Here is a 22,081-nt window from a genome sequence, read left to right as displayed (position 1 = left end):
GGCGGCGCGTCCTCAGCTCGCCAGCGCTTGCGAGGCCTTTGCCTGCGCGTCGATGAAGCGCGCGTAGTCCTCCTCCACCTGGTCTGAGTAGGCGCAGGCGAACTCCGCGACGGCTTCGTCGAAGTGGTCGCTGCCGCCCAGGTAGCCCGCGATGAGGGCAGCGTCCCCGGTGCGCGCGTGGGCCCGGGCCAGCGTCGCGCCACATGCCTCCGCGTAGTCCAGGAACACGGGCGCCTCCATCTTCTCCGCGTCCAGCGAGCCCTTCATGTCGCGCAGCTGGCGCACGTAGAAGGCGCCCATGCCCTCCACCTCCGTCCAGCCGAGGAACAGGTCGGAGAAGGCCTGCATGCGCCGCTGGCCCACCACCACGCGCTCCCCGGCGCTGCCGAACTCGCTGGGGCCCAGGTAGGGCTCCAGCACGGAGGCCTTCGCCTCCTTCAACTGCAACACCAGCGGGTCGTTCCCGCCGTTGCCCTCGCACAGCACGACGTAGGCCTGGAGCCCGACGCTGCCCACGCCCACGACCTTGAAGCCCCACTCCTTGCGCTGGTAGCGCAGGCACAGGTCGCGCACGGCGCCGTCCAGCGAGGCCAGGTAGCCCACCGTGAGCTGCTTGATGCGCCGCTCCAGCTCCTCGCTCGACACGTCCATCTTCACCGCCGTGAGCGGGAAGAGCAGGGGCGGCTGGTAGGCCAGGTGGCGCTGGCCGTTGCGCTCCACGGTGAGCTTCTCCACCGCGTGCGCGCTGGTGCGGCGCTTCGCCTTCTCCATGGCTTCCGCCGCGAGCTTCGCGGTGTCCTCGGAGTCGGAGCGCCGCAGCGCCTTCGCGTCCACGCGCAGCGACCACACGTCCAGCAGGTTCCGGGTCATCAGCTCGCGCATCATCAGGCGGTAGGACTCCACCGCCTTGCGCGCGGCCTTCCTGCCGCAGCGGTTTCCCAGGTCGTTCTGCTTCGCCGCCACGACGAAGCTGGCGGCCAGTCGCTTCACGTCCCATTCGAAGGGGCCGGGGAGCGTCTCGTCGAAGTCGTTCAAGTCGAAGATGAGGTTGCGCTCGGGCGTGCCGAACAGGCCGAAGTTGCTCAGGTGCGCGTCGCCGCAAATCTGGCTGCGCAGGCCGCTGTAGGGCGTGTGCGCCAGGTCGCGCGCCATGGCGAACGGCGTGCCGCGCAGGAAGGCGAACGGGGACTCGGACATGCGCTCGTGCCGCACGGGCACCAGCCAGGGCAGCCGAGTGGCGTCGGATTCCTTCAATTGCGCCAGCGGGTCCCGTCCCCGGAAGGGCTTCCACGCGGCGTGGCTGCTGCGCGGGCAGCGCTTGCGCAGGGCGCGGCCGGCGTCCATGCGCTCCTCCACGCTGCGGAAGTCCACCTCCTGGAGCCGCGAGGGCTTGAGCGTCCGGGGCGGGCGGCGGACGCGCTGCTGCTTCTGGGTGGACATGAGGGGAACCTTCGCGGCTCCCAACTCCGATCTGCCGTCCGCATCCATGGGGTGTTTCACTCCTCGGCGCGAAGGTGGTGGCGCCGAGGGCGGACGGGAAGCGTCCTGCGTTGGAAAATCATTCCGGCCGAGGGTCGGACGGGCAGGGAGTGTTCACCCCTGGGCGGGGGCACGGATGGTGTGAGTTCCCAGCATTCGTGGCACGCCGAGGAAGGCCGTGGGGCTCAGGCCTCTTCGTCGGGCAGGAGCGTGCGCAAAAGCTCGTCGTCGGGGCTCAGCGGGCGCCAGCCGGATGGAGGGGGATGGGCGAGGAGTTCCGCCATGATCTGCCTTGCGCGTGCCTGATGGGCTTCAGGGGTGTAGGCGATCCAACTGCTGAGTGCCTTGGCGACCGCGAAGCGGTTGGCGTCGTCCAGGACGGCTGGCCAGCCACCAGGGAGGTTATGGGACAGCATGCGCACCAGCACATCGCGCTCAAAGCGCGAAACCTGCTTGCGCTGTTCCGCCTCGGCAAGCAGTCCGCTCAACACCTGGACCCCCGCGATGTCGTCCTTGCCCAGCTCTTCGGCCAGCGCAATCAGGGATGCGGTGGGGCGTGCCTTCGCGAAGGCGGTGAGCGAAGAAAAACCGCGCTCGCGGACCCGGTCATGCAGGCGAACCTTCCAGTTGCCCTGCCAGGAACGTCCGTCGCTCATCGCCTTCCCCCTCGAATGAAGTTCATCGGGATGTCGGAGGACTGCATGTGCTCGGCGACGATGTTCAAGATCTCGTTTCGCGTCAACATCCGGCCGGCTGCGGATTCTGCGTCGCGAAGTTGTCCCATGATCATCTGGTTCCACTCACCGGCCCACGTTCGCCCCATGCGCCAGTCCCCTCCCCCATGAATCGCTTGATGGTCCGCCTTCTCCATCCTGACGCAGAACTGATCGATGTCCATGGCGCCCTTGAAGCCGCGCCGCTCGAACCACTCGCGGTGCTCCTGCGGCAGGACGTGGTGCTTCGGCGCATCGGACATGCCGGCCCCGGCCTTGCCGGTCTCGTGCATGGCCCGAACCTCGGGACTGTCGCCCAGCGCGTCGCGCACGCCCTGGGGCAGGTCCCGGGTCGATTGCGCCATCATCACCTGCCCGGCGTGGATGCGGATGGCGGAGCTGGCGGCGGGAACGGTGATGACGCCCGCCTGCACGAGCCTGCGCATCATCTCCACCCATTCGGCGGAGACGACCACCCGCGTGCCCGTCATCACGCCGCCCGAGCCCATCACGAGTCCCACGCCGAGCGTCGCGGGTGCCGCGGGAGGAGGCCTCGGCAGTGACACCTTCAACACCGAGACCAGGGTGAGCATCTCCATGAACTGCGCCACCGCGATGACCTTGCCAGCGCGCACCGTCGCCACGCGTGCACCTTCCCGGATGGAATGGAACTCGCGGGTGAGCTGGGCCATGACACCGGGAAGTGCGCGTGCGGTGGCCTCCACCTGCCCGGGCTCCAGCGACGCAAGCGCGGCCATGGAGGGCTCAATCAACTTCTGGACGCGGTCCATGTCCATGAACAGCTGCTCCTGTCCATAGAACGGGCACTGTTCCCGCAGGGCCTCCGCGAGCTGGAGGAAATCGAGCCAGGCCGCGAGCAGCATGGCGCCAGACATTGCGGCCTGGAGACGGGGGCCCGTCATCCCAATCAGGCCCACCGCCATGTCCGCATCCGCGACCGCTTCGGAGGTGCTCGCCAGCAGCGTGACGCTCCCCTGTGCGCAGCGGAGCCAGGGCAACTGATTGGAGCCGTAGTCGGTGTAACGGGTGAATACGTCCCAGTCGCCGCGCGAATCCAGCTTCGACAACGCGCGGGCGATGCTGTCCGTAGAACTCTTCACTTCGGCGATGGCATGAAGGACCGCTTGGCGGGTCGGTGTCGCGTCCTGTCCGTCCAGGTCCTCTCCAGGGGGCCGGCCCCGTGACCGTGGCTCAGGTGCCTCCACCAAGGGACCCGAAGCTACGTGCCGCGCATGGTTCAGCCGCATCCTTCGTCCGGGACCCGGCGATGGAGAGGCACATCCCGTGGCCAGCAGCACCACGCTCAACACCAGGGCTCCTGCTCGCATGGCCCAGGATGGCTTGTTCGCGAGAAAAAAGGACAGCCACGCTCCAATCCAAGGGGCAGGGGAATGGCCGAGAGCAGGTTGATGGCACCCGCATCGTTTCACGGACGCATCGTCTCTGACGCAAGGAGTAGTCTCCTGCCCATGGTGCGAAGCGCATTCATCCAGGAGCAGGGCTTCGGGCGCATGGAACCCGAGATGCAAGACTTGTTCGATGAGCTTCGGGCGAGAGGCGTGCCGGCCGAGCCATTCTCCGCGAAACGACTTGCGCGCAGCCAACTCCCGCTTGCCCGCGACGTCCTGGTGGCGGGCGATGTCCCCACCGTCCTGGGGGCCTTGAAGCAATTGGGCATCGAGCCACCTGAAACCCGGGATCATCCACCGAGTCTGAGCGGCCTTCTTCACCGCCGTGTCTGGTCCAGCACCGTCCGGAAGCTGACCGCCGACGTGCTCCATGGCTCGGGCCCTGCGGTGTTCGCGAAGCCCTACGGCCGTCGCAAAAGGTTCACCGGCCATGTCTTCTCCAGCGCGGAGGATCTCCTCTGGCTGGAGCGTGCGTCCGCGAGCACGCCCATCCTCTGCTCGGAAGTGGTCCAGTGGCTGAGCGAATACCGGGTGTTCGTGGTGAAGGACGTCGTCGTGGGCATCCGGCACTACGCAGGAGATGCATCCCTGCGGGTGGACGAGGCGGTGGTGGCGAGCGCCGTCCAGGCGTTGGCGTCCGCCGGTGAGGGCACCGCCGGGTATGCAGTGGATTTCGGCGTCCTCGATTCAGGGCAGACGGCCCTGATCGAATGGAACGATGGTTTCTCGCTCGGCTCGTATGGTTTGGAACGCGGTCCGTACACCGAGCTGACCCTGACGTGCTGGTGCGAGCTGACACACGTCAGGTGATGCCGACTTGGGAATCTATTCCCACGCGGTCCGCGTGCTGCCTGAAGGACACACACGCCCGTGCGGGGCCCCGGAGGGTTTCCTCTCCGGCGGGCCGACCCCTATCGTGATGGACACCCACCCACGACGGAGCGGATGCATGGGCAGCTACGAGGACTTCTACCGACGCTCCCTCGACCAGCCGGATGCGTTCTGGGCCGAGCAGGCCCGCCTCATCGATTGGGAACGCCCGTTCGACCAGGTGCTCGACGCCTCGCGCCCTCCCTTCACGCGCTGGTTCGTCGGGGGCCGCACCAACCTGTGCCACAACGCGGTGGACCGGCACCTGGCCACCCGCGCGAATCAGCCGGCGATCGTCTTTGAATCCACCGAAGCCGACCAGCGGCGCCAGTACACCTACGCGCAGCTCCACGCGGAGGTGAACCGCGTGGCGGCCATGCTGCGCGAGCTGGGCGTGGGACGCGGCGACCGCGTCATCATCTACATGCCCATGGTGCCCGAAGCGCTCTTCACGCTGCTGGCCTGCACGCGCCTGGGCGCCATCCACTCCGTGGTGTTCGGCGGCTTCGCGGCGCACAGCCTCGCCCTGCGCATCGACGACGCGCGGCCCGTGCTGCTGGTGACCGCGGACGCGGGCATGCGCGCCGGCAGGGTGATTGCCTACAAACCGTTGGTGGATGAGGCGCTGACGCTCGCCCAGCACCCGCCCGCGCATGTGTTGGTGTTCAACCGGGGGCTCGTCCCGGGCACCTCGCTCACGCTGGGGCGCGACGTGGACTTCGCCACGCTCGGGGCGAAGCATGAGGGCGCGCGGGTGCCCGTGGAATGGCTGGAGTCCTCCGAGCCCAGCTACATCCTCTACACGTCCGGCACCACGGGGAAGCCCAAGGGCGTGCAGCGCGACACGGGCGGCTACGCGGTGGCGCTGGCGGCGTCCATGCGTCACATCTACACGGGCCAGCCCGGCGAGACGATGTTCACGGCCAGCGACATCGGTTGGGTGGTGGGCCACTCGTACATCGTCTATGGCCCGCTGCTGAATGGCATGACGACGGTGCTCTACGAAGGCCTGCCCACCCGGCCGGACGCCAGCATCTGGTGGCGTCTGGTGGAGGAGCACCGGGTGAGCGTGATGTTCACGTCGCCCACCGCCATCCGCGTCCTCAAGAAGCAGGACGCGTCCTTCCTGAAGCGCCATGACACCTCCCGCCTGCGCCACCTGTTCCTCGCCGGCGAGCCGCTGGATGCGCCCACGCATGCGTGGATTTCGGACGCGCTGCCCGCCACGCAGGTGCTGGACAACTACTGGCAGACGGAGACGGGCTGGCCCATCCTCGGGCCCGTCCCCGGTGTGCAGGCACGTCCGCGCAAGCTGGGCTCCCCGGGCGCGGCCCTCTACGGCTACCGCGTGAAGCTGCTGGACGGGCTGAGCGGCGCGGAGGTGACGGCCCCGAACCAGAAGGGCGTGCTGGTGATTGAGCCGCCATTGCCGCCCGGATGTCTGTCCACGGTGTGGGGCGACGACGAGCGCTTCGTCTCCACCTACTTCTCCAGCTTTGAAACACCTGTCTACAACACGTTCGACTGGGCCATGCGCGACGAGGACGGCGACTACTTCATCCTGGGCCGCACCGACGACGTCATCAACGTGGCCGGCCACCGCCTGGGCACGCGTGAAATCGAGGAGGCCATCAGCGGCCATCCGGCCATCGCGGAGGTCGCGGTGGTGGGCGTGAAGGACGACCTCAAGGGCCAGGTGGTGATGGCCTTCGCCGTGCCCAAGGACCCCACGCGCCTCCAGCGCGAGGAGGACCGCGCTGACCTGGAGCGCGAGGTGATGGACACCGTGGGCCGCACGCTGGGCGCCGTGGCCCGTCCCGCCCGGGTGCACCTGGTGGCCCACCTGCCCAAGACGCGCTCCGGCAAGCTGCTGCGCCGCAGCATCCAGGCCGTGGCCGAGGCCCGCGAGCCGGGCGACCTCAGCACCATCGAGGATCCCTCTTCGCTGGAGGGCATCCAGGCCGCCATGAAGGCGCGGGGACCCAGGGAGTAGACGCATCGGCTGACGGGCCCGCTCGCGGGCTGCCAGGTCAACTCCAACGCCCACGTCGAAGGCATGGATCGGAATTGAAGACAGGGCATTCCGGGTGTCCCCTCAGCCCGTGAATCTGTCACGGGACGGAGCATGTCCCGCTGTCGCATTCCGACCGTGGGGGCCTCTGCCTCCCGTGAACTCCCATTCTATAAGGCGGCCCTCTGTTCGAGGGGGGAGTCTCATGTCATTGCCTCTCAAATCCATTGCGGTGCTCGCGGTTTTCGTCTTGGGTGTCTCGGGATGAAAGGGTTCGTCCGAGTCCGACTCCGTGGATGTCTTCACTTCACTCCAGCTCGCGGCGCCTGATGCGGACGTGGCCTCGGTCAAGGTCACCGTCTCGGCGCCAGCTCTCTCAACCTGTCCATGTCGACTCTCCGGTAACTCATCCGCGCGGGCCCCTCCGCACACCGCTCCGGCGGTGCTCGGTGGCGCGCGAGGATGCATGGGCTGACCACCCAGGTAGGAACTCAGCCCACCCACTGGCCACGTTTCTTCTGACGGCCTCCGCCCTGAGCCGACTGCCGCGCCCATTGCTCCAGCGCGCGATCCGCTTGGCCGATCCAACTGCGATCCATTACCCCGGCCCGTCACACTCTTCGCACGGCTCCAGATAGTCGATGGTCGGAGGGGTGCAAAAAGGCCCCGGCCTATCGGTAAAAGCATCCCCGCCGCACAGCTCTCCGCTCGGGCATTCCGAAGTCTCTTTGCACGCCCGCTGACAGGTACCTGAACCTGGTGTCAGCGACCAGATCATGCACTCCAGCCCCTCCTTGCAGGCGGCGCTACTCTTGCAGTGCCCTCCCTCTTGAACATGGACTGGGACCTTGTCCACGCCTACCAGCTTCGCTCCTGGCCCAGCACAGCCGCCCACCAGCACCGCCAACAGCAACAGTTTCCGCATGTTCTCGTCTCCTGTTTCAACGCGTGACTGGCGCCTGCCTCTGATGAGCGGGCGCTGGAATCGTTCAGCCCCCGTGAGCGCACCGGGCGCCTACTGAGGGCCTCGGCGCGCGGCGAGGTCAACGGCCTTGCCCCACGTAGCCACGCTCGGGTGCGCCGCGTGGGAAGCGCAGACGACTTCGGCTGTCCCCTCATGCTCAACGAGGCGGACTGTACGTGCCCCGGGGCACGGCATGCCCTCGCTTTCAAGCCAGGGGCTGCCGCACCGGGAGCAAGTTGCCGTTCGCGCAGTGCGCCGTAGCCCCTCGCCTGGGCAGTTGGGACAAACCGGCCATGGAATGCCGCAGGGCACATCGCGCTGCTCACCGGACTTCAACTGGTCACTCTTCCCTGTCGCTGTTGTCCGCGCACACCCTCCTCCCGAAGCGAGGGTGCGCGTCGTCGCCGGTGGGCCCTGTGCCCGTCTCACGGACGTCAGCCGCGCCGCTTGGGCTCGCGCTTCACGCCGGGCGCGCTGGGGTCCTTGGGCAGGTGCCGCAATCCCATCCATCCGAGCGCCGCGACGTGGCGGGCCACGTTCTCCGTGGAGAACGCCTTGCCCTCCGCGGCCCACCAGTGCCCCACCTGCGTCACCATGCCGACGAGCGCGTTGGCGTAGATGGGCGCCACCTTGGATGAATAGCCCGCGCGCTCGAACTCGCTGCGGAAGACGTCCCCCACCCGCTGCGCCAGGTCGTCGATGACGCGCGTCAGCCCCCGCCTCGCCACCGCCGTGGGCGAGTCGCGCGTCAGCACCGCGAAGCCCGCCGGCTCCTCCTTCACGTAGCCCATGAACGCCAGCACGGCCTCCTCGAAGCGCTCCCGGGGCGACCCCTGCGAGATGCGCGACGACACGCGCGCCACCAGGTCCTCCATCTCCCGGTCCACGATGGCCGCGTACAGCCCCTCCTTCGCGCCGAAGTGCTCGTACACGATGGGCTTGGACACGCCCGCCTGCTGGGCGACCTCTTCAATCGACGTGGCCTCGTAGCCCTTCGCGGCGAAGACCGAACGCCCGACCTCCATCAACTGGACCCGGCGCTCGGCGCCCGTCAGCCGCTGCTTCTTCTTCAAGTTGACCTCGAACCTACCCGCACGTAACTTACCCGGACGAAACCTACCATTCCGTAGGCAAGACGAGGAGTCGTCACCGTCATGAAGTGCTTCGTCTTCCAGGATATCGCGGCCGGTGGTGGGCGCTCATGACCACGGCGGCCCTGCCGTTGGACAAGCCGAAGCTGCGGGGCGTGCTGCACCAGTGGGCGGCGGCGTTCTCGGTGGGGGCGGGGGTGGTGCTGGTGGCGCTGGCGCCCACGCCGCGCACCGCGCTGGCGTCGGCGCTGTATTCGTTGAGCCTGGTGGGGCTGTTCGCCATCAGCGCGACCTACCACCGCGTGAACTGGGCGCCCCGGGGCCGGGCGTGGATGCGGCGGATGGACCACGCGGCCATCTTCCTGCTCATCGCGGGCACGTACACGCCCGTGGCGATGCTGGGGTTGCCGCAGCCGCTGGGCGACCGGCTGATGCTCTACATCTATGTCGGGGCCTTTGTCGGCATCCTGCAATCGCTCTTCTGGGTGGGCGCGCCGAAGTTCATCACGGCGGCGCTGGCGGTCGCGGTGGGGTGGATCATGATGCCGTACTTCGGCGACGTCTTCCGCGCGCTGGGCGCCGGTGGCGGCGGGCTCATCATCGCCGGGGGCGTCGCGTACACGACGGGCGCGCTGGCGTATGCCTTCAAGCGCCCCAACCCCATCCCCGGCGTCTTCGGCTACCACGAGGTCTTCCACGCGCTGACCATCGTGGGGGCGGGGTTCCACTTCGTGCTGGTGCTCCAGATGGTGCGCGCGGCGGGGTAGGGCGTCGCCTTCTGCGTCAGGCCTTCCTTAGGTGAGCCGCGCGAGCGTCGCCAGGAGCTGGTCATTGTCGGGGCGGTCCTGCTTGTCGCCGCCGATGTGGCTCCAGACGACGTGGCCGCTCCGGTCGACGAGGAAGCTCGCGGGGCGGGCGATGTGGATGCCATCCAGCCCCAGCGCCTTGTAGACGCCGTACGCCCGGGCGGCGTCCCGGTGCTCGTCCACCAGGAGGGGGAAGGGGAGCGGGTTGAGCGCCAGCCAGCTCTGGACCCAGTGCCGCCCCTGACACACGACGCCCACCAGGGCCACGCCGCGCGCCTCCAGGGGCCCGTGCAGCGGGGTGACGCGGTCCAGGAACGTCCGGCACGCCTCGCACCAGGTGCCGCGCAGGAACGTGATGAGGGTGGGGCGCCCGGGCGTGAGCAGCTCGCGGGGCTGACCGCTCACCGGGTCCAGCAGCGTCAGGCGCGGGGCCTCGAACGGGGTGGGGGTGGGTGTGACCTGCGGCATCCGGCGGTCTCCAGGAAGGGCACGACGTGGGGGCCGTGTGCAGCAGTACGGACGAGGCCGGAATCAGGTTTCACGACGCCTGTCCGGACGCGCGAGAAGTCGGGGCCACGGCGGTCAGCATCCGCTGCGTCACGTCCGGGATGTGCTTGCGCGGCTCCCCGAAGCGCAGCGTGCCTTCGAGCTTCGGCCCCATCACCGCCGCCAACCCGCGGCGCGCGCACGCGGCCGTGGAGACGGGCCGCACCGTGGGGAGGATCGTCCTCGGCGGCTTCCCCTGAGCCGGGCCGGCCGGGCGAGCAGCCAGCCTGGCCTTGGCAACGCCCGCCAGGCCGGTCGCGGGGTATGGGGACGGTGCACATCTTCGCCATGCGGTGACCGGCCCCTGGCGAGGTGTGGATCATGAAGAAGACGGTGGCGGACCAGTTCGCGGAAGTCCTGGCGCTCGCGGGGGTGAAGCGCATCTACGGGGTGGTGGGCGACAGCCTGAACGCCCTCACGGAGGCGCTGCGCAGGCGCGGTGACATCGAATGGGTCTCCATGCGCAACGAGGAGGCGGCGGCCTTCGCGGCGGGCGCGGAGGCGCACCTCACGGGGCAGCTCGCCGTGTGCGCCGGGAGCTGCGGCCCGGGCAACCTGCACCTCATCAACGGCCTCTATGACTGTCACCGCAGCCGGGTGCCGGTGCTGGCCATCGCGGCGCAGATCCCGTCCTCGGAGCTGGGCACCGGCTACTTCCAGGAGACGCATCCGGAGCAGCTCTTCCGCGAGTGCAGCCACTACTGCGAGCTGGTCTCCGCGCCCAACCAGATGCAGCGCACGTCGGAGATCGCCATCCGCAACGCCGTGGGCAGGCGGGGCGTGTCCGTGGTGGTGCTCCCCGGGGACGTCGCGACCCAGAAGGCGGAGGACGCGCGGGCCCCCTCGCCCGAATCCCTGTCGCCGTCCGCGTCCCAGGTGACGCCCTCCCCGGAGCAGGTGCAGCAGATGGCCTCGCTGCTCAACAGCGGGGCGCGCGTGACGCTGCTGTGCGGCGCGGGCTGCGAGGGCGCGGGCGCGCAGGTGGTGGAGCTGGCGCGCAAGCTCCAGGCGCCGGTCGTCTCCGCGCTCCGGGGCAAGGAGTTCGTGGAGAAGGACAACCCGAACTTCGTGGGGCTCACGGGCCTCATCGGGTACGCGTCCGGGTACTGGGCGATGATTGACTGCGACGTGCTACTGATGCTGGGCACGGACTTCCCCTACCGGCAGTTCTATCCGGACGCGGCGGACACCCACATCATCCAGGTGGACCTGCGGGCGGAGAACATCGGCAAGCGCACGCGGGTGGACCTGGGCGTGGTGGGCAGCGTGGCCGCCACGCTCCAGGCGCTCCTGCCCCGCATCCAGGCGAAGCAGGAGACGAAGCACCTGGACCGCGCGCTGGAGCACCACCGCAAGACGCGCGAGGAGCTGGACGGGCTGGGCCGGGGCACGGTGGGCCGCAAACCCATCCATCCGCCGCAGGTGGCGCGCGCGTTCGACCTCCAGGCGTCCGACAGCGCCATCTTCACCTGCGACGTGGGCCTGCCCACCGTGTGGGCCGCGCGCTACGCGACGATGAAGGGCCAGCGGCGGCTGGTAGGGTCCTTCAATCACGGCTCCATGGCCAGTGCGCTGGCGCAAGCGATTGGCGCCCAGAAGGCGTTCCCGGACCGGCAGGTCATCTCCTTCTCCGGGGACGGCGGCTTCACCATGCTGATGGGGGACTTCATCAGCCTCGTGCAACTGGAGCTGCCCATCAAGGTCGTGGTGTTCAACAACAGCTCCCTGGGCTTCGTGGCCATGGAGCAGCAGGTGGGCGGCATGCTCGACGTGGGCACCGCCCTGCGCAATCCCGACTTCGCGAAGCTGGCGGAGGCCGTGGGCATCAAGGGCCTGCGCGTGGAGGACCCGGGGGACGTGGACGAAGCGGTGCAACAGGCGCTCGCCACGCCCGGCCCCGTGCTGGTGGACGCCGTCGTCAGCAAGGCGGAGCTGGTGATGCCGCCCAAAATCACCGCCTCCATGGCTGCGGGCTTCACCCTGTTCGGCCTGAAGGCCCTGCTCAACGGCCGCACCAACGAGGTGCTGGAGCTGGCGCGCACCAACCTCTGGCGGTGAGGACACAGGGGCCGGGAGCACCGTTCGCCGTGCGCCCGGCCCGGAACCACGGGGCTTCGCGGGGCCTACGCCTGTTCGGGGACTCCGGCCCAGGTCGGGGGCCGGGTCGACGAGCACGGCGCGTTCTGGGACGGTGACTGCCGCGGGCTGAGGAGCCGGATGGTCTCCACGTTCAGGGTCAGCTTCTTCTTCTCGTTCATCGGTCGTGCTCCGGGATGAGGGGAAGTGCGACGCGTCGGACTTCGGCGCCCATGGTGGGTGGAACTCCAACCCCAGACTTCAAGGTGGAAGCCATGGAAGCAAAGAATGGCATACGAAGCGCCGCCAGGACAGGCCTCGTGCCTTGAATTGAAGGATTCCCCAGCCGCGCGCGGGTGTCCCCCGCGTTCCGCGCCTTCCTGGACGTGGCCCGTGAGGTGACTTCCGAACGGTCCTGGCGTCAGTCGCGCGGCGGCCCGCGGCGGCGATCCACGACGCCCGTGCTGACGTCCTCCGCGCCGGACTTCACGGCGCGGGCCCTCAGGCCCAGCTGGGGCGCGAGGGTGGTGGGGAGGTCCGCCCACGCGCTCAGCCGCTCCAGGGCCACGGCCTGGTCCGCTTCGGGCAGGGCGCTGATGCCGGAGCCGTGGTTGCCGTCCGGCACGTAGAACCGGTACGAGTCATTGCGCGAGCGCACGTCGAACGCGCCCGCCGACCAGGGGTCGTTCTCTCCGTACACGAAGAGGATGCGCTGCCCGAACGCCTTCACCCAGCCTTCGATGAGCGGCATCGTGAAGGGGTTGAACTTGTACGGCCCCATGTCGAAGGGCACGAGCGTCCTCGGGTCGTACTGGCGGGGGTAGCGTTGGACGCCGCGCAGGTGGCGCTCCTCGGAGGCGTAGCTGCCCAGCTGCGTGGCCGCCTGGAAGTCATAGGCCGCGAAGTAGTCCAGGTCGGAGTCGCTCATGTAGGAGAGCCCGACGATGCCGTCCAGGAAGCCCATCAGCTCCTCCGCGGTGGCGCCCGGCGCGGGGATGGTGTCGCACAGCGAGGCGTCGCCGTACTGCCAGAACGCGAAGGCGGACTCGAGCACCGTGAACTCCAGCGCCTTGTCCTGGCCCAGCAGGTCGTACGACAGCCCCCGCGCGGCGGCCTCCGCCGTGAAGATGGCCGCCGTCTCCGCGCGCCGCGCCAGCACCTCGCGCTGGAAGTCGCGGATGCGCTCGCGACACTCGGGCGTGCCCAGCCTGCTCAGGAACGACACGTAGCGCGGGTCCTGCGTCCCGTAGCTGTTCGGTGTGACGTAGGCCACCGTGGCGTCCACGTCGTTCGGGTAGAACGCGCGGTGGTAGACGGACGTCATGCCACCCTTGCTGGCGCCCGTGCTGATCCACTTGCCGGCGAAGAGCGGCTTGAACGCCTTGACGATGCGGTGGTGGTCCGCCGCCGCCTGCTCGATGGTGAGCAGCTTCCAGTTCGCGGGGGCGGGCCGGGAGGGCTCGAAGAAGCGGTGCTCCACCAGCAGTTGGTTGGCCTGGAGCAGGTACGTGGGCTCCAGCCGGTAGGCCTGCGTGCTGATGCCATAGCCGGTGCTGCCCAGCACCATGGGCGCCTCCTGGCTCACGAAGCGCAGGGTCAGCCGCTGCTGGAAGCGCGTCCCTTCCGGGTGCCGGTGGTCCGCGGGCTGATCATAGCTCAGCACGAAGTGCCGCACGCCCGGCATCGGCTGCGGGACCTCGCGCACCACCGTGAGGCCCGGGATGGCCTGCAACGCGGTGAGGATGTCGCCCGGCACCGCGTCCTGGACGAGCGGCTGCGTGAGGGGCGCCGGTTCGGACGCGGTGGGGAGCTGCTCGTCGGAAGCGAACTCGGTGCCGCCACAGGCCTGGAGCCCCAGGGCGAGCGCGGCCAGGAGAATCGAGGGACGTCGGAAGAAGCGTGTCATGTGTGAAAGTCCTCCTTGCTGGAATGCCAGACGAAAGATGCCGGGTTCGATTGCCGCGCAGAAGGACTCTCCAGGTGCGACCTGGTCAATGCCTGCTCACCGCGAGGGTCAACCTTCGCGCAGCAGCGCCTTGCCTTGACGCAGGAGCCTGGCCAGGCCGGCGTAGGACCCTTCCGTGTATGCGTCCCAGGCCTGCGGGTGCAGCACCTGGCCCAGCGCCGCCGAGATGTCGCGGGAGTTCCCGATGGGGGGCGTCTCCGCGCGAACCACGTCCACGGCTTCCGAGCGGTCATCGGCCACCACGACCCGCGCCGTCAGGAGGTCCGCGTAGGTGGAGTAGTCATTGTAGTAGGTCCACGCCACGTCCTTCACGGCGATGCCTCCCAGGGACACCACCTCGCCGTGGAAGAGCAGGTTGTTGGCCGCGAGCGCGCCGCCGACGAAGAGCAGGGCGTAGTCGTAGCCCTCGTGGACGATGTTGCCGTCCACCACCAGGTCGCCCGCGACGAGCAGGCGGGACTGCTCCTCCATGAGGAGGTGGCCCTTCACGTGGACGCGGCCCTCCTCCATGAGCAGGTCCTGGCCTTCGGAGAGCGTCATGTCTCCGTCCACCACCTTCGTGGTGGGGGTGGGCGTGAGCGTGTCCTTGAGTCGCGCCCGCTTCGCGGCCGTCCCGCACACGTCGTGGAGCGACGGCTGTTCAAGCAGCGTCTGGAGAGGTGACATGGCCGATAGCTAGCATTTCGAACGCTCGTTCCGAAGGGCGTCAAGCCGCCGCGAGCGCCGCTCCCGAGGCTGGACTAGAAATCGTCCTCCATGAACGTCTACGAGATTCGCGGTGCCTTCGGCCTGGAGAATCTGGTGCGCGCGGAGCGCCCGGACCCCACGCCTGGACCCTTCCAGGTGCGCGTGCGGGTGAAGGCCACGAGCCTCAACGCGCGCGACCTGATGATGGTGGAGGGCCGCTACAACCCGCGCCAGAAGCTGCCGCTGGTGCCCAACTCCGACGGCGCGGGCGTGGTGGACGCGGTGGGGCCGGGCGTCACCCGCGTGAAGACAGGCGACCGGGTGATGACCTTGTTCGCGCAGGCCTGGCAGTCCGGCGGACCCACCAGGGCCATCATGCCGACCACGCTGGGCGGGCCACTGGATGGGGCGCTGTCGGACACGATGCTCCTGCACGAGGACGGCGTGGTGCCCACGCCCGCGTACCTGTCGGACGTGGAGGCCGCCACGCTGCCGTGCGCGGCGGTGACGGCGTGGAGCGCGCTCGTCACGCAGGGACACCTCCAGGCCGGCGACACCGTGCTCCTCCAGGGGACGGGCGGCGTGTCCATCTTCGCGCTGCAAATTGCCCTGATGCATGGCGCCCATGTCATCATCACCTCCAGCCGCGACGACAAGCTGGAGCGGGCCCTGAAGCTGGGCGCGCACGAGGGCATCAACTACACGACCACGCCGGACTGGGAGAAGGCGGCGCGCACGCTCACCGGCGGCGTGGGCGTGGACCACGTGGTGGAGGTGGGCGGCGCGGGCACCTTCGAGCGCTCGCTCAAGGCGGTGCGCGTGGGCGGCACCGTGTCCGTCATCGGCGTGCTGACCGGGGGCGCGGGCTCCCTGTCACTCATCCCCGTCCTGATGCAGAACCTGCGCGTGCAGGGCGTCTTCGTGGGCCACCGTCAGTCCTTCGAGGCCCTCACGCGCGCGTTCGCGCTGCACGACGTCCACCCGGTGGTGGACCGCGTCTTCCCCTTCGCCGAAGCCCGCGCCGCCTTCGAGCACCTCAAGAGCGGCTCGCACTTCGGCAAGGTCGTCATCCAGGTGGGCTGACCCACGCGAAGTGGAAGTGCGCCTCCAGCGTGGCGGCCGTGGTCGTCTTGGGCAACGGAGGGAAGGGGGCCGCCTTCTTCACCGCGGCCAGCGCGGCGGCGTCCCACGCCTTGGAGCCGGACCCGGTGAGGATGGCGGTGGAGAGCAGCTTGCCGTCCTTGTCGAGGATGGCCTGGACGATGGCCTTCTTGCCCAGCGCGGGGGTCCCCTTGGGGCCCGGCTGCTTCCAGCGCTTCGCGACGCGCTCGAAGGCCTGCTGCTGGTAGGCAGGGCTGTCCACCGTGCCCTGGAAGTAGGTCTGCAACTGGGGGCTGCCGCTGGCGGCCAGCGCCCCGGACGCCAGGGCCAGCGCGAGCACCACCACGGCGGGAGTCGGGATGCGGAGCATGGGGCGAATATAGGCCCCGCTCAGCTCCGGGGCTCGGGGGGCTTGCTGGCCGTCTTTTCGCCCAGCCAGGACAGGTCGTACACGGCCGCGTCACCCGCGCTGCGGATGAGCACCACGGATGGGCTCTTCGCGCCGCTCTTCTCCAGGCCCGCGGCGAACAGGCCCCGGTAGAAGCCCGCCACCACCACCGGCCGGCAGGTGAGCACGTAGCGCGTGGGGCCGGTCTGCTCCAGCCGCGCCTCCAGGTAGTTGGTGCCCGTGCGCAGGTTGCGCGTCATCCGCTCCAGCATCCGGTGCGGCCCCATCAGGCGCACGCCCGCGAGCAGCGCGCTGCCCATGAGCGTGCCCCCGTAGCCCTCCAGGAAGCGCCGGCCCACCACCTCCGCGCCGTCCTCCAGCGTGGACGCCGGCGCCAGCACCGACGCGGCCAGCTTCAGCGACTCCACCCACACCTCCAGCGGGTAGGCCACCGACAGCTTCCCGCGCGGGTCGATGCCCGCATCGCGCAGCTGCTGCGCGCAGGGTTCATCCAACTGATCACCCAGGGCGCGAATCAGCCCCTCGAAGCTCTGCTGGAAGACAAGGCGCTCGGGACTTGGCATGCCTCGCCACGCTACCCGTGAGACCGGGGCTGTCTCAACCCGGTAGGTTCCCAGGATTCGAGAACTTTACGGGGATTGTTTGGAAACGCGGTGCGGCAGCCGGCTTGACGCTTGATGGCGAAGATGGCCTGGCGCTGACGCCGCCCGGTTCCAGGAGCAGCCGCGGGGCGAAAAGCCGGGAGCGGGTGTCTCGGTTTCTCATACTCAGTGTGTTTGACAGACACAAAGCCCCATAGAATCGTGCCGCCCCCATCCGTCAATGACATCCGAGGGGGCATCATGGGATTGGCAGAACGCAGGGCGAGTGCGCAGTACCAGCAGAACGTGTTCCCGGTCTGGCAGAAGAAGTTCAACGACCTCCTGGGCTATCCCCTGGAGATCGAAGTGGACTGGCCCACGATGGGCGAAGACGGGCTGGCCCACCTCTTCGAGTGGGGGATGAACGTCATCTACTTCGAGCCCCTGATGCTGGCGCTCCAGGCCATCGCGGTGGATGACTTCTCCAAGCAGGCGCTGCGCGACGGTTTCAAGAAGTACTACGTCAGCGGCGTCGAGCCTGAAAACAGGGTCTTCTTCAGCTTCTCCGACAAGACGCTGTTCTATCAGCTCAAGTTTGGCGGCAACGAGAACGACCTCCCGGACCGGCGGGATCGCCTGGTGCAGCTCCTGGAAAAGAATCTCTGAAGAGGGCGCGGCCTGCGCGGCGGGTTCCGGATGCCGCGCCGGAGCCCGTCACCCGGCCGTACCTCAGCGAGGCTTTCTCTCTGGGTATGGCCGGACCCGGAGAAATATCACCGCACACTTTCTGTGAATAAATGCAGGGAGGCTGCGTGGAGAAGGGGCAGCGGCGACAACGCCCGACCTTCGGGCACGCCTGCTTCCATCTGAAGGAACCCTCCATGAACCCGATTGTCCGCGCCGTGCTGGCTTCGTCCCTGTTCGTCTCCTCCGTCTCTTTCGCCCAGGAGGCGGAGATCAACATGCAGGTGGATGTGGATGACCAGGACATGCCCGCGGCGCGCATCCGGGTGAAGACGTCGGGCCCGGACGGCGAGGAGGGCGCCACCGTGAAGGTGCGCGGCGGCGGCACGCGGATGGACGTGCGCGTGACGGGCGGGACGACGACGACGGAGCACCGGACGGAGCAGACGGAGTACGTGGCGCCGGCCCGTGAGCGTGCGCCCGAGCCCTCCTTCCGCGACTGCGGCACCGGGTCGGACGAGGGCTGCACCACACGGCGGAATGGACAGCTCCCGATGGATGCCAGCACCTGGCGCGGCTTCTACCAGTCGCTCAAGAGCGAGCCCAACGAGATCGTCCGCGAGGAGAAGGCGGGCAAGATGCTCAAGCGCGTCTACCTCACGGCGGCGCAGTTCGGCATGGTGCTGGACCTCTTTCCCAATGAGATCACCCGCCTGGACGTGGCGAAGGTGGCCGTGCCGCACGTCGTGAACCCGCAGCACGCGCTGGGCTTCTCCTCCAAGTGGAACAACTCCATCAGCGGCAGCGAATACACCGACCTCATCACCGAGTAGTCGGCGTGACGTGAAGGGCCCCCGCGCCTCGTGAAGGCACGCGGGGGTTCAAGCCTTCAAGGCTCAGTCCGGCCAGTTGCCCTCCATGGGATGGGGGCCGTCGGTGAAGGCGCGCACCAGATGGGTGCCGCCCACGAAGGCGCCCGCCCACGAGCCCCCCCTGCCGCCGAAGGACTCCTCGCGGTCGCCTCGCGAGCGCAGCGCGTTGATGCCGACCTTGAAGGCGTGGAGCCGCGCGGCGATGCGCTGGGCGAGCTCCGGGTCGTCCGTCGCCACCGAGGCCACGAGCGCGCCGTTGGAGACGTTGGCCTCCCGCACCAGCTCCTCCTCGGAGTCCACCGACACCAGGACGTCCACGGGCCCGAAGGGCTCGCGCCGGTAGAGCTCACTGTCTCGCGGGACGCCGAACAGCAGGGTGGGCGGCAGGTACGCGCGCCGGTCCTGTCGCGCGGTGAAGGCGTCCTCCGCGAGCCCGCCCTGATACAGCACCGCCGTGCCCTGCTCCCGCGCTTCCGCGATGAGGGCGCGCAGCTCCTCGGCCTTGCTCGGGGAGATGAGCGGCCCGAAGTCCACGTGCGCGCCCAGGAGCGGATGCCCCACGCGCAACGTCGAAACGGTGTCGACATACGTCCGGACGAACTTCGGGACGAGCGACCGTTCGACGACCCAGCGGGTGTAGGCGGTGCAGCGTTGCTTGCCGAAGTCGAAGCCCGCCCGGAGCTGCCGGGCGAGCGCGTCCCAGTCCGTGAAGTGTGTGATTGCGTAGGCGTTCACGCCCTCCATCTCCAGCGCGTAGCGCTTGTCCGACTCGCGCAGGCGGCGGTGGACCTCGGCCCCGTTGGCGCGGCCGCCAATGAAGGCGACGCCCGCGATGCGAGGGTGGCCGACGAGCGCTTCGGAGAGGTCCCTGCCGCGCCCGCCCACGAGCGAGACGGGGAGGCCCGCGCGGCGCAGCAGGGCGAAGGCGAGCGTGAGTGAGACGCCGCCACCCTGGGTCGGAATCTTGGCGATGACCGGGTTGCCCGACAGCGCCTGCACGAGCACGTTGAGCAGCAGCACGGAGAAGGGATAGTTCCAGGACGCGATGTTCGACACGAGGCCGAGCGGCTTCCGGCCGTCGAGCATCGGGCCCATCCGCTCCAGGTACCACCCAATCCCTGACAGACACCGGTCCACGTCGTTGCAGGCCGTGGGCAGCGTCTTGCCAATGTCCCACGCCAGGATCCGGACGAGCAGGTCACGGTGCGCCAGCAGCTCCGCCACCGCCTCCGTGACGGCCAGGGCGCGGTCTTCCAGCGGACGGGCTGCCCAGGGCCCGAGCTCCGCCGCTGCCTGCTCGACGCCCGCGGCGACCTGCGCGGCGCCCAGCAGCGGCAGCTCCGCGAGGACGCTGCCGTCAATGGGCGATACGGCATTGAACCAGGCGGGGGGGCGGATCCACCGACCGGCGATGGGTGAGAGCAGCCGACCCTGGGCGTCGAAGGCTTCCGGGATGGCCCCCCGGGCTTCGGCCAGCAGGTGCCGGCTCTCAAGATGAAGAAGGGGCTCGCCAACCAGTTCGCTGTCCAGCACGTGCGCCTCCTCGCGCCTCGGATTCGCTCTGAATCCATTGAAGCCCCGGCTCATGACGAGCTGCGGCATGGACAAAGTATTGTCATGCGCGCTCCGTCTGTCTGGGCAGGCAGGCAAGGCCCCGTCGGCGCAGCCGCGATGCTTCAGGCCCCCGGCGCCGCCAGGGCTCCGGGGGCCTGGAGGGCTCGCTACTGCCCGAGGACGACGCGGAAGAGCTTCTCGTTGCTGTTGTTGGGGATGCTGTCCTTGTCGCCCTGGTTGGTGGTGGTCAGCCACAGGTTGCCGTCCAGGGTCGGCTCGACGGTGCGCAGCCGGCCGTAGGTGCCGACGAAGAACTGCTGCACGTTGGTCAGGCTGGAGCCGCTGATGACCTCGCGGTAGAGCCGCGAGCCGCGGGCGCAGGCCACGTACAGGACGTCACGGACCACCGCGATGCCGGAGCAGGAGCCCTCCGACGTGGGGTAGGTCTGCTTCGGGGCGATGTACCCGGCCGTCGCGCAGCCCGAGCCGCCCTGGGACACCGTCCCCTCGCAGTTCGGCCAGCCGTAGTTGCCGCCCTTCTGGATGAGGTTGGTCTCGTCCATCACGGAGTTGCCGAACTCCTGCTGCCAGAGACGGCCCTGGGAGTCGAAGGCCAGCCCCTGCGGGTTGCGGTGGCCATAGCTCCACACGTAGTTGCCGAAGGGGTTGTCGGACGGGACGCTGCCGTCGGTGTTGAGCCGCAGCACCTTGCCGGCCAGGTTGTTGAGGTCCTGCGCGTAGGCGCCGTTCTGGGCATCCCCGGTCGCCGCGTAGAGCTTCCCGTCCGGTCCAAAGCGCAGGCGCCCGCCGTTGTGGAACTTGTTGCGGCCGATGCCCTGGAGCAGCACCTGGAGCGAGGCGGTGTTGAGCGCGCCGTTCTCATACCGCAGGCGCACGATGCGGTTGTCGGTGGGGGAGGTGTGCATCACGTACAGCCAGCGGTCGGTGGAGAAGGTGGGGGAGATGGCCAGCCCCATCAGCCCGCCCTCGCCGTCGGTGCTCTGCACGTTGGGGAGGGTCCCCACGGACGTCTTCACGCCCGTCGCCGGGTCCAGGCGGATGATGTTCTGCGCGTCCCGGCGGCCGTAGAGCACGGTGCCGTCCGGCAGGCTCACCAGGCCCCACGGGATGTCCGTGTCGGTGGCGACCTGGGTGACGGAGCAGACGGCGTTCGTGCAGGCCTGGCCGGTGGTGACCGTCGTGGTCGCGCTCTGGGCGGACGCGTTGCCCTGGGCGTCACGGGCGAGCACGGCGTAGGCGTAGGTCGTGTTCGCGGACAGGCCGCTGTCGACGAAGGACGTCGCGGGCGGCGAGCCGGGCACCGTCGCGATCTGCACGCCCCCACGGAACACGACGTAGGCGCTCACGCCCAGGTTGTCGGTGGACGCGGTCCAGCTCACGGTCACGCTGGTGCCCAGCGCGGTGGCGGTGACGCCGGTGGGGATGCTGGGCGGCTGGGTGTCCACCTGGCACGGCGGCGGGGTGATGGAGAGCGTGGCGCTGCCTTGAGAGACATTGCCCGCGGCGTCCCGCGCGTTCACGTACAGGCCCCAGGTCGCGCCAGGGACCACGGTCAGCCCGGTGGACACCGTGGCGCCGGAGACGGACTTCATGAGCTGGCCGTCGTGGTAGACGTCATAGAAGGCGACGCCCTGGTTGTCCGTGGACGGCGACCACGTGAGCGTGGCCGAGTTGCACGTCACGTTGGACAGGGTGAGCCCCGTGGGCACGGTGGGGGGCTGGGTGTCGGCCGGGAATGACCACTGCTGGTTCGTCTGGCCATTGCAATTCCAGACGACCACCGGCGAGCTGTTGGCGGTGGCCTGACCGGACACGTCGAGGCACAGCGAGGACGCCGTATGGACCACCGCGCCGCTGGCATTGCGGACCCACCGCTGGTTCGCGGCGCCAGTGCAGGCGCCGATGACCGCGCTGGCTCCGGCGCTGGCGGTCGCGGGCTGGACGCACCAGGCGCCGTCGAACACGCGCAGCTCGCCTTCGGGCGTGAACAGGAACCGCTGGTTCGCCTGCCCGTGGCAGTCGTAGATGTGGAGCACCTGCCCCGCGGTCTGGCTGTTCTGGGACACGTCGAGGCAGCGCCCGGACTGCGCGCCGATGAGCCGGGTGCCCGCGGTCACCGCGGCGGTCTGCGTCTGGAGTTCGGGGTCGTTCTCCGTCTTGCCTCCACAGGCAACCACGACGGTGAAGAGTACGGCCATTGTGTGACGAACGTTCACTGAC

20 protein-coding genes are annotated in these 22,081 nt (G+C 69.0%); 7 read left to right on the top strand and 13 right to left on the bottom strand.

What is annotated here, in order from left to right; translation table 11 throughout:
* Positions 1 to 12: 12 nt before the first annotated feature.
* The 3 genes from OV207_RS34140 to OV207_RS34130 form a co-directional block, all read right to left on the bottom strand.
* Positions 13 to 1,440 carry a DUF2252 domain-containing protein gene (locus OV207_RS34140; RefSeq protein WP_267559295.1) on the bottom strand — a complete coding sequence of 476 codons (1,428 nt, stop codon included), beginning with the start codon at positions 1,438 to 1,440 and terminating at the stop codon, positions 13 to 15.
* Between the two features lie 224 nt (positions 1,441 to 1,664).
* Positions 1,665 to 2,135: an NUDIX hydrolase gene (locus tag OV207_RS34135; RefSeq protein ID WP_267559294.1), complete on the bottom strand. Its 471-nt coding sequence runs from the start codon at positions 2,133 to 2,135 to the stop codon at positions 1,665 to 1,667.
* Positions 2,132 to 3,523: a DUF2380 domain-containing protein gene (locus OV207_RS34130; RefSeq protein ID WP_324291589.1), complete on the bottom strand. Its 1,392-nt coding sequence runs from the start codon at positions 3,521 to 3,523 to the stop codon at positions 2,132 to 2,134. Before OV207_RS34130 ends, OV207_RS34135 begins: the two co-directional genes overlap by 4 nt.
* 159 nt (positions 3,524 to 3,682) lie before the next feature.
* On the opposite strand from OV207_RS34130, the gene OV207_RS34125 reads away from it, so the two are divergent.
* Positions 3,683 to 4,432 (top strand): ATP-grasp domain-containing protein, encoded by a 750-nt coding sequence (locus OV207_RS34125; protein WP_267559292.1) that lies wholly within the window; start codon positions 3,683 to 3,685, stop codon positions 4,430 to 4,432.
* Positions 4,433 to 4,571: 139 nt separating this feature from the next.
* Positions 4,572 to 6,485, top strand: a complete 1,914-nt coding sequence (locus tag OV207_RS34120) for a propionate--CoA ligase (RefSeq protein ID WP_267559291.1) — start codon at positions 4,572 to 4,574, stop codon at positions 6,483 to 6,485.
* 1,416 nt (positions 6,486 to 7,901) lie between these two features.
* Here the strand turns inward: OV207_RS34120 and OV207_RS34115 are convergent.
* Positions 7,902 to 8,540 (bottom strand): TetR/AcrR family transcriptional regulator, encoded by a 639-nt coding sequence (locus OV207_RS34115; protein ID WP_193346616.1) that lies wholly within the window; start codon positions 8,538 to 8,540, stop codon positions 7,902 to 7,904.
* Between the two features lie 128 nt (positions 8,541 to 8,668).
* Between OV207_RS34115 and trhA the strand changes: the two genes are divergently transcribed.
* Positions 8,669 to 9,325 (top strand): PAQR family membrane homeostasis protein TrhA, encoded by a 657-nt coding sequence (gene trhA / locus OV207_RS34110; protein ID WP_267559289.1) that lies wholly within the window; start codon positions 8,669 to 8,671, stop codon positions 9,323 to 9,325.
* A gap of 27 nt (positions 9,326 to 9,352) precedes the next feature.
* On the opposite strand, the gene OV207_RS34105 is transcribed toward trhA, so the two are convergent.
* The gene (locus tag OV207_RS34105; protein WP_193346618.1) at positions 9,353 to 9,832 is read right to left on the bottom strand and encodes a peroxiredoxin family protein; all 480 of its coding nucleotides are present in this window, start codon (positions 9,830 to 9,832) and stop codon (positions 9,353 to 9,355) included.
* Positions 9,833 to 9,902: 70 nt separating this feature from the next.
* Positions 9,903 to 10,076 (bottom strand): hypothetical protein, encoded by a 174-nt coding sequence (locus OV207_RS34100; protein WP_267559288.1) that lies wholly within the window; start codon positions 10,074 to 10,076, stop codon positions 9,903 to 9,905.
* Between the two features lie 155 nt (positions 10,077 to 10,231).
* Here OV207_RS34100 and poxB point away from each other — a divergent pair, with 155 nt between their 5' ends.
* Entirely contained in the window at positions 10,232 to 11,968 is a 1,737-nt protein-coding gene (poxB, locus tag OV207_RS34095) for a ubiquinone-dependent pyruvate dehydrogenase (RefSeq protein WP_267559287.1), read from the top strand.
* A 65-nt stretch (positions 11,969 to 12,033) separates the two neighbouring features.
* Here poxB and OV207_RS34090 read toward each other — a convergent pair whose 3' ends face one another.
* From OV207_RS34090 to OV207_RS34080, 3 genes are all read right to left on the bottom strand, one after another.
* The gene (locus tag OV207_RS34090) at positions 12,034 to 12,168 is read right to left on the bottom strand and encodes a hypothetical protein (RefSeq protein WP_267559285.1); all 135 of its coding nucleotides are present in this window, start codon (positions 12,166 to 12,168) and stop codon (positions 12,034 to 12,036) included.
* A gap of 239 nt (positions 12,169 to 12,407) precedes the next feature.
* The gene (locus OV207_RS34085) at positions 12,408 to 13,892 is read right to left on the bottom strand and encodes a S28 family serine protease (protein ID WP_267559284.1); all 1,485 of its coding nucleotides are present in this window, start codon (positions 13,890 to 13,892) and stop codon (positions 12,408 to 12,410) included.
* 108 nt (positions 13,893 to 14,000) lie between these two features.
* Positions 14,001 to 14,618, bottom strand: coding sequence for a hypothetical protein (locus OV207_RS34080; RefSeq protein WP_267559282.1), 618 nt, complete (start codon positions 14,616 to 14,618; stop codon positions 14,001 to 14,003).
* 90 nt (positions 14,619 to 14,708) lie between these two features.
* Between OV207_RS34080 and OV207_RS34075 the strand changes: the two genes are divergently transcribed.
* Positions 14,709 to 15,722, top strand: a complete 1,014-nt coding sequence (locus OV207_RS34075) for a zinc-dependent alcohol dehydrogenase family protein (RefSeq protein WP_267559281.1) — start codon at positions 14,709 to 14,711, stop codon at positions 15,720 to 15,722.
* On the opposite strand, the gene OV207_RS34070 is transcribed toward OV207_RS34075, so the two are convergent.
* Positions 15,706 to 16,110: a TonB family protein gene (locus OV207_RS34070; protein ID WP_193346624.1), complete on the bottom strand. Its 405-nt coding sequence runs from the start codon at positions 16,108 to 16,110 to the stop codon at positions 15,706 to 15,708. The genes OV207_RS34075 and OV207_RS34070 overlap by 17 nt on opposite strands.
* 20 nt (positions 16,111 to 16,130) lie before the next feature.
* On the bottom strand, positions 16,131 to 16,712 hold the full coding sequence (locus OV207_RS34065) for a DUF2378 family protein (RefSeq protein WP_267559280.1): 582 nt from the start codon (positions 16,710 to 16,712) through the stop codon (positions 16,131 to 16,133).
* Between the two features lie 279 nt (positions 16,713 to 16,991).
* Here OV207_RS34065 and OV207_RS34060 point away from each other — a divergent pair, with 279 nt between their 5' ends.
* Entirely contained in the window at positions 16,992 to 17,396 is a 405-nt protein-coding gene (locus OV207_RS34060; RefSeq protein WP_267559279.1) for a hypothetical protein, read from the top strand.
* 215 nt (positions 17,397 to 17,611) lie between these two features.
* Positions 17,612 to 18,247, top strand: a complete 636-nt coding sequence (locus tag OV207_RS34055) for a DUF4476 domain-containing protein (protein WP_267559278.1) — start codon at positions 17,612 to 17,614, stop codon at positions 18,245 to 18,247.
* Positions 18,248 to 18,310: 63 nt separating this feature from the next.
* On the opposite strand, the gene OV207_RS34050 is transcribed toward OV207_RS34055, so the two are convergent.
* Both OV207_RS34050 and OV207_RS34045 read right to left on the bottom strand, forming a co-directional pair.
* Complete coding sequence (locus OV207_RS34050) at positions 18,311 to 19,819, bottom strand: aldehyde dehydrogenase family protein (RefSeq protein WP_267559277.1); 1,509 nt, start codon at positions 19,817 to 19,819, stop codon at positions 18,311 to 18,313.
* A 188-nt stretch (positions 19,820 to 20,007) separates the two neighbouring features.
* Positions 20,008 to 22,059, bottom strand: coding sequence for a PQQ-dependent sugar dehydrogenase (locus OV207_RS34045; RefSeq protein ID WP_267559275.1), 2,052 nt, complete (start codon positions 22,057 to 22,059; stop codon positions 20,008 to 20,010).
* Between the last annotated feature and the right edge of the window lie 22 nt (positions 22,060 to 22,081).

Origin of the sequence: Corallococcus sp. BB11-1 (assembly GCF_026626625.1) — a bacterium.
In the GTDB taxonomy this organism is placed as follows: domain Bacteria; phylum Myxococcota; class Myxococcia; order Myxococcales; family Myxococcaceae; genus Corallococcus; species Corallococcus soli.
The sequence above is the reverse complement of the archived record's forward strand: the minus strand, read 5'-3'. Positions and strand labels throughout refer to the sequence as shown.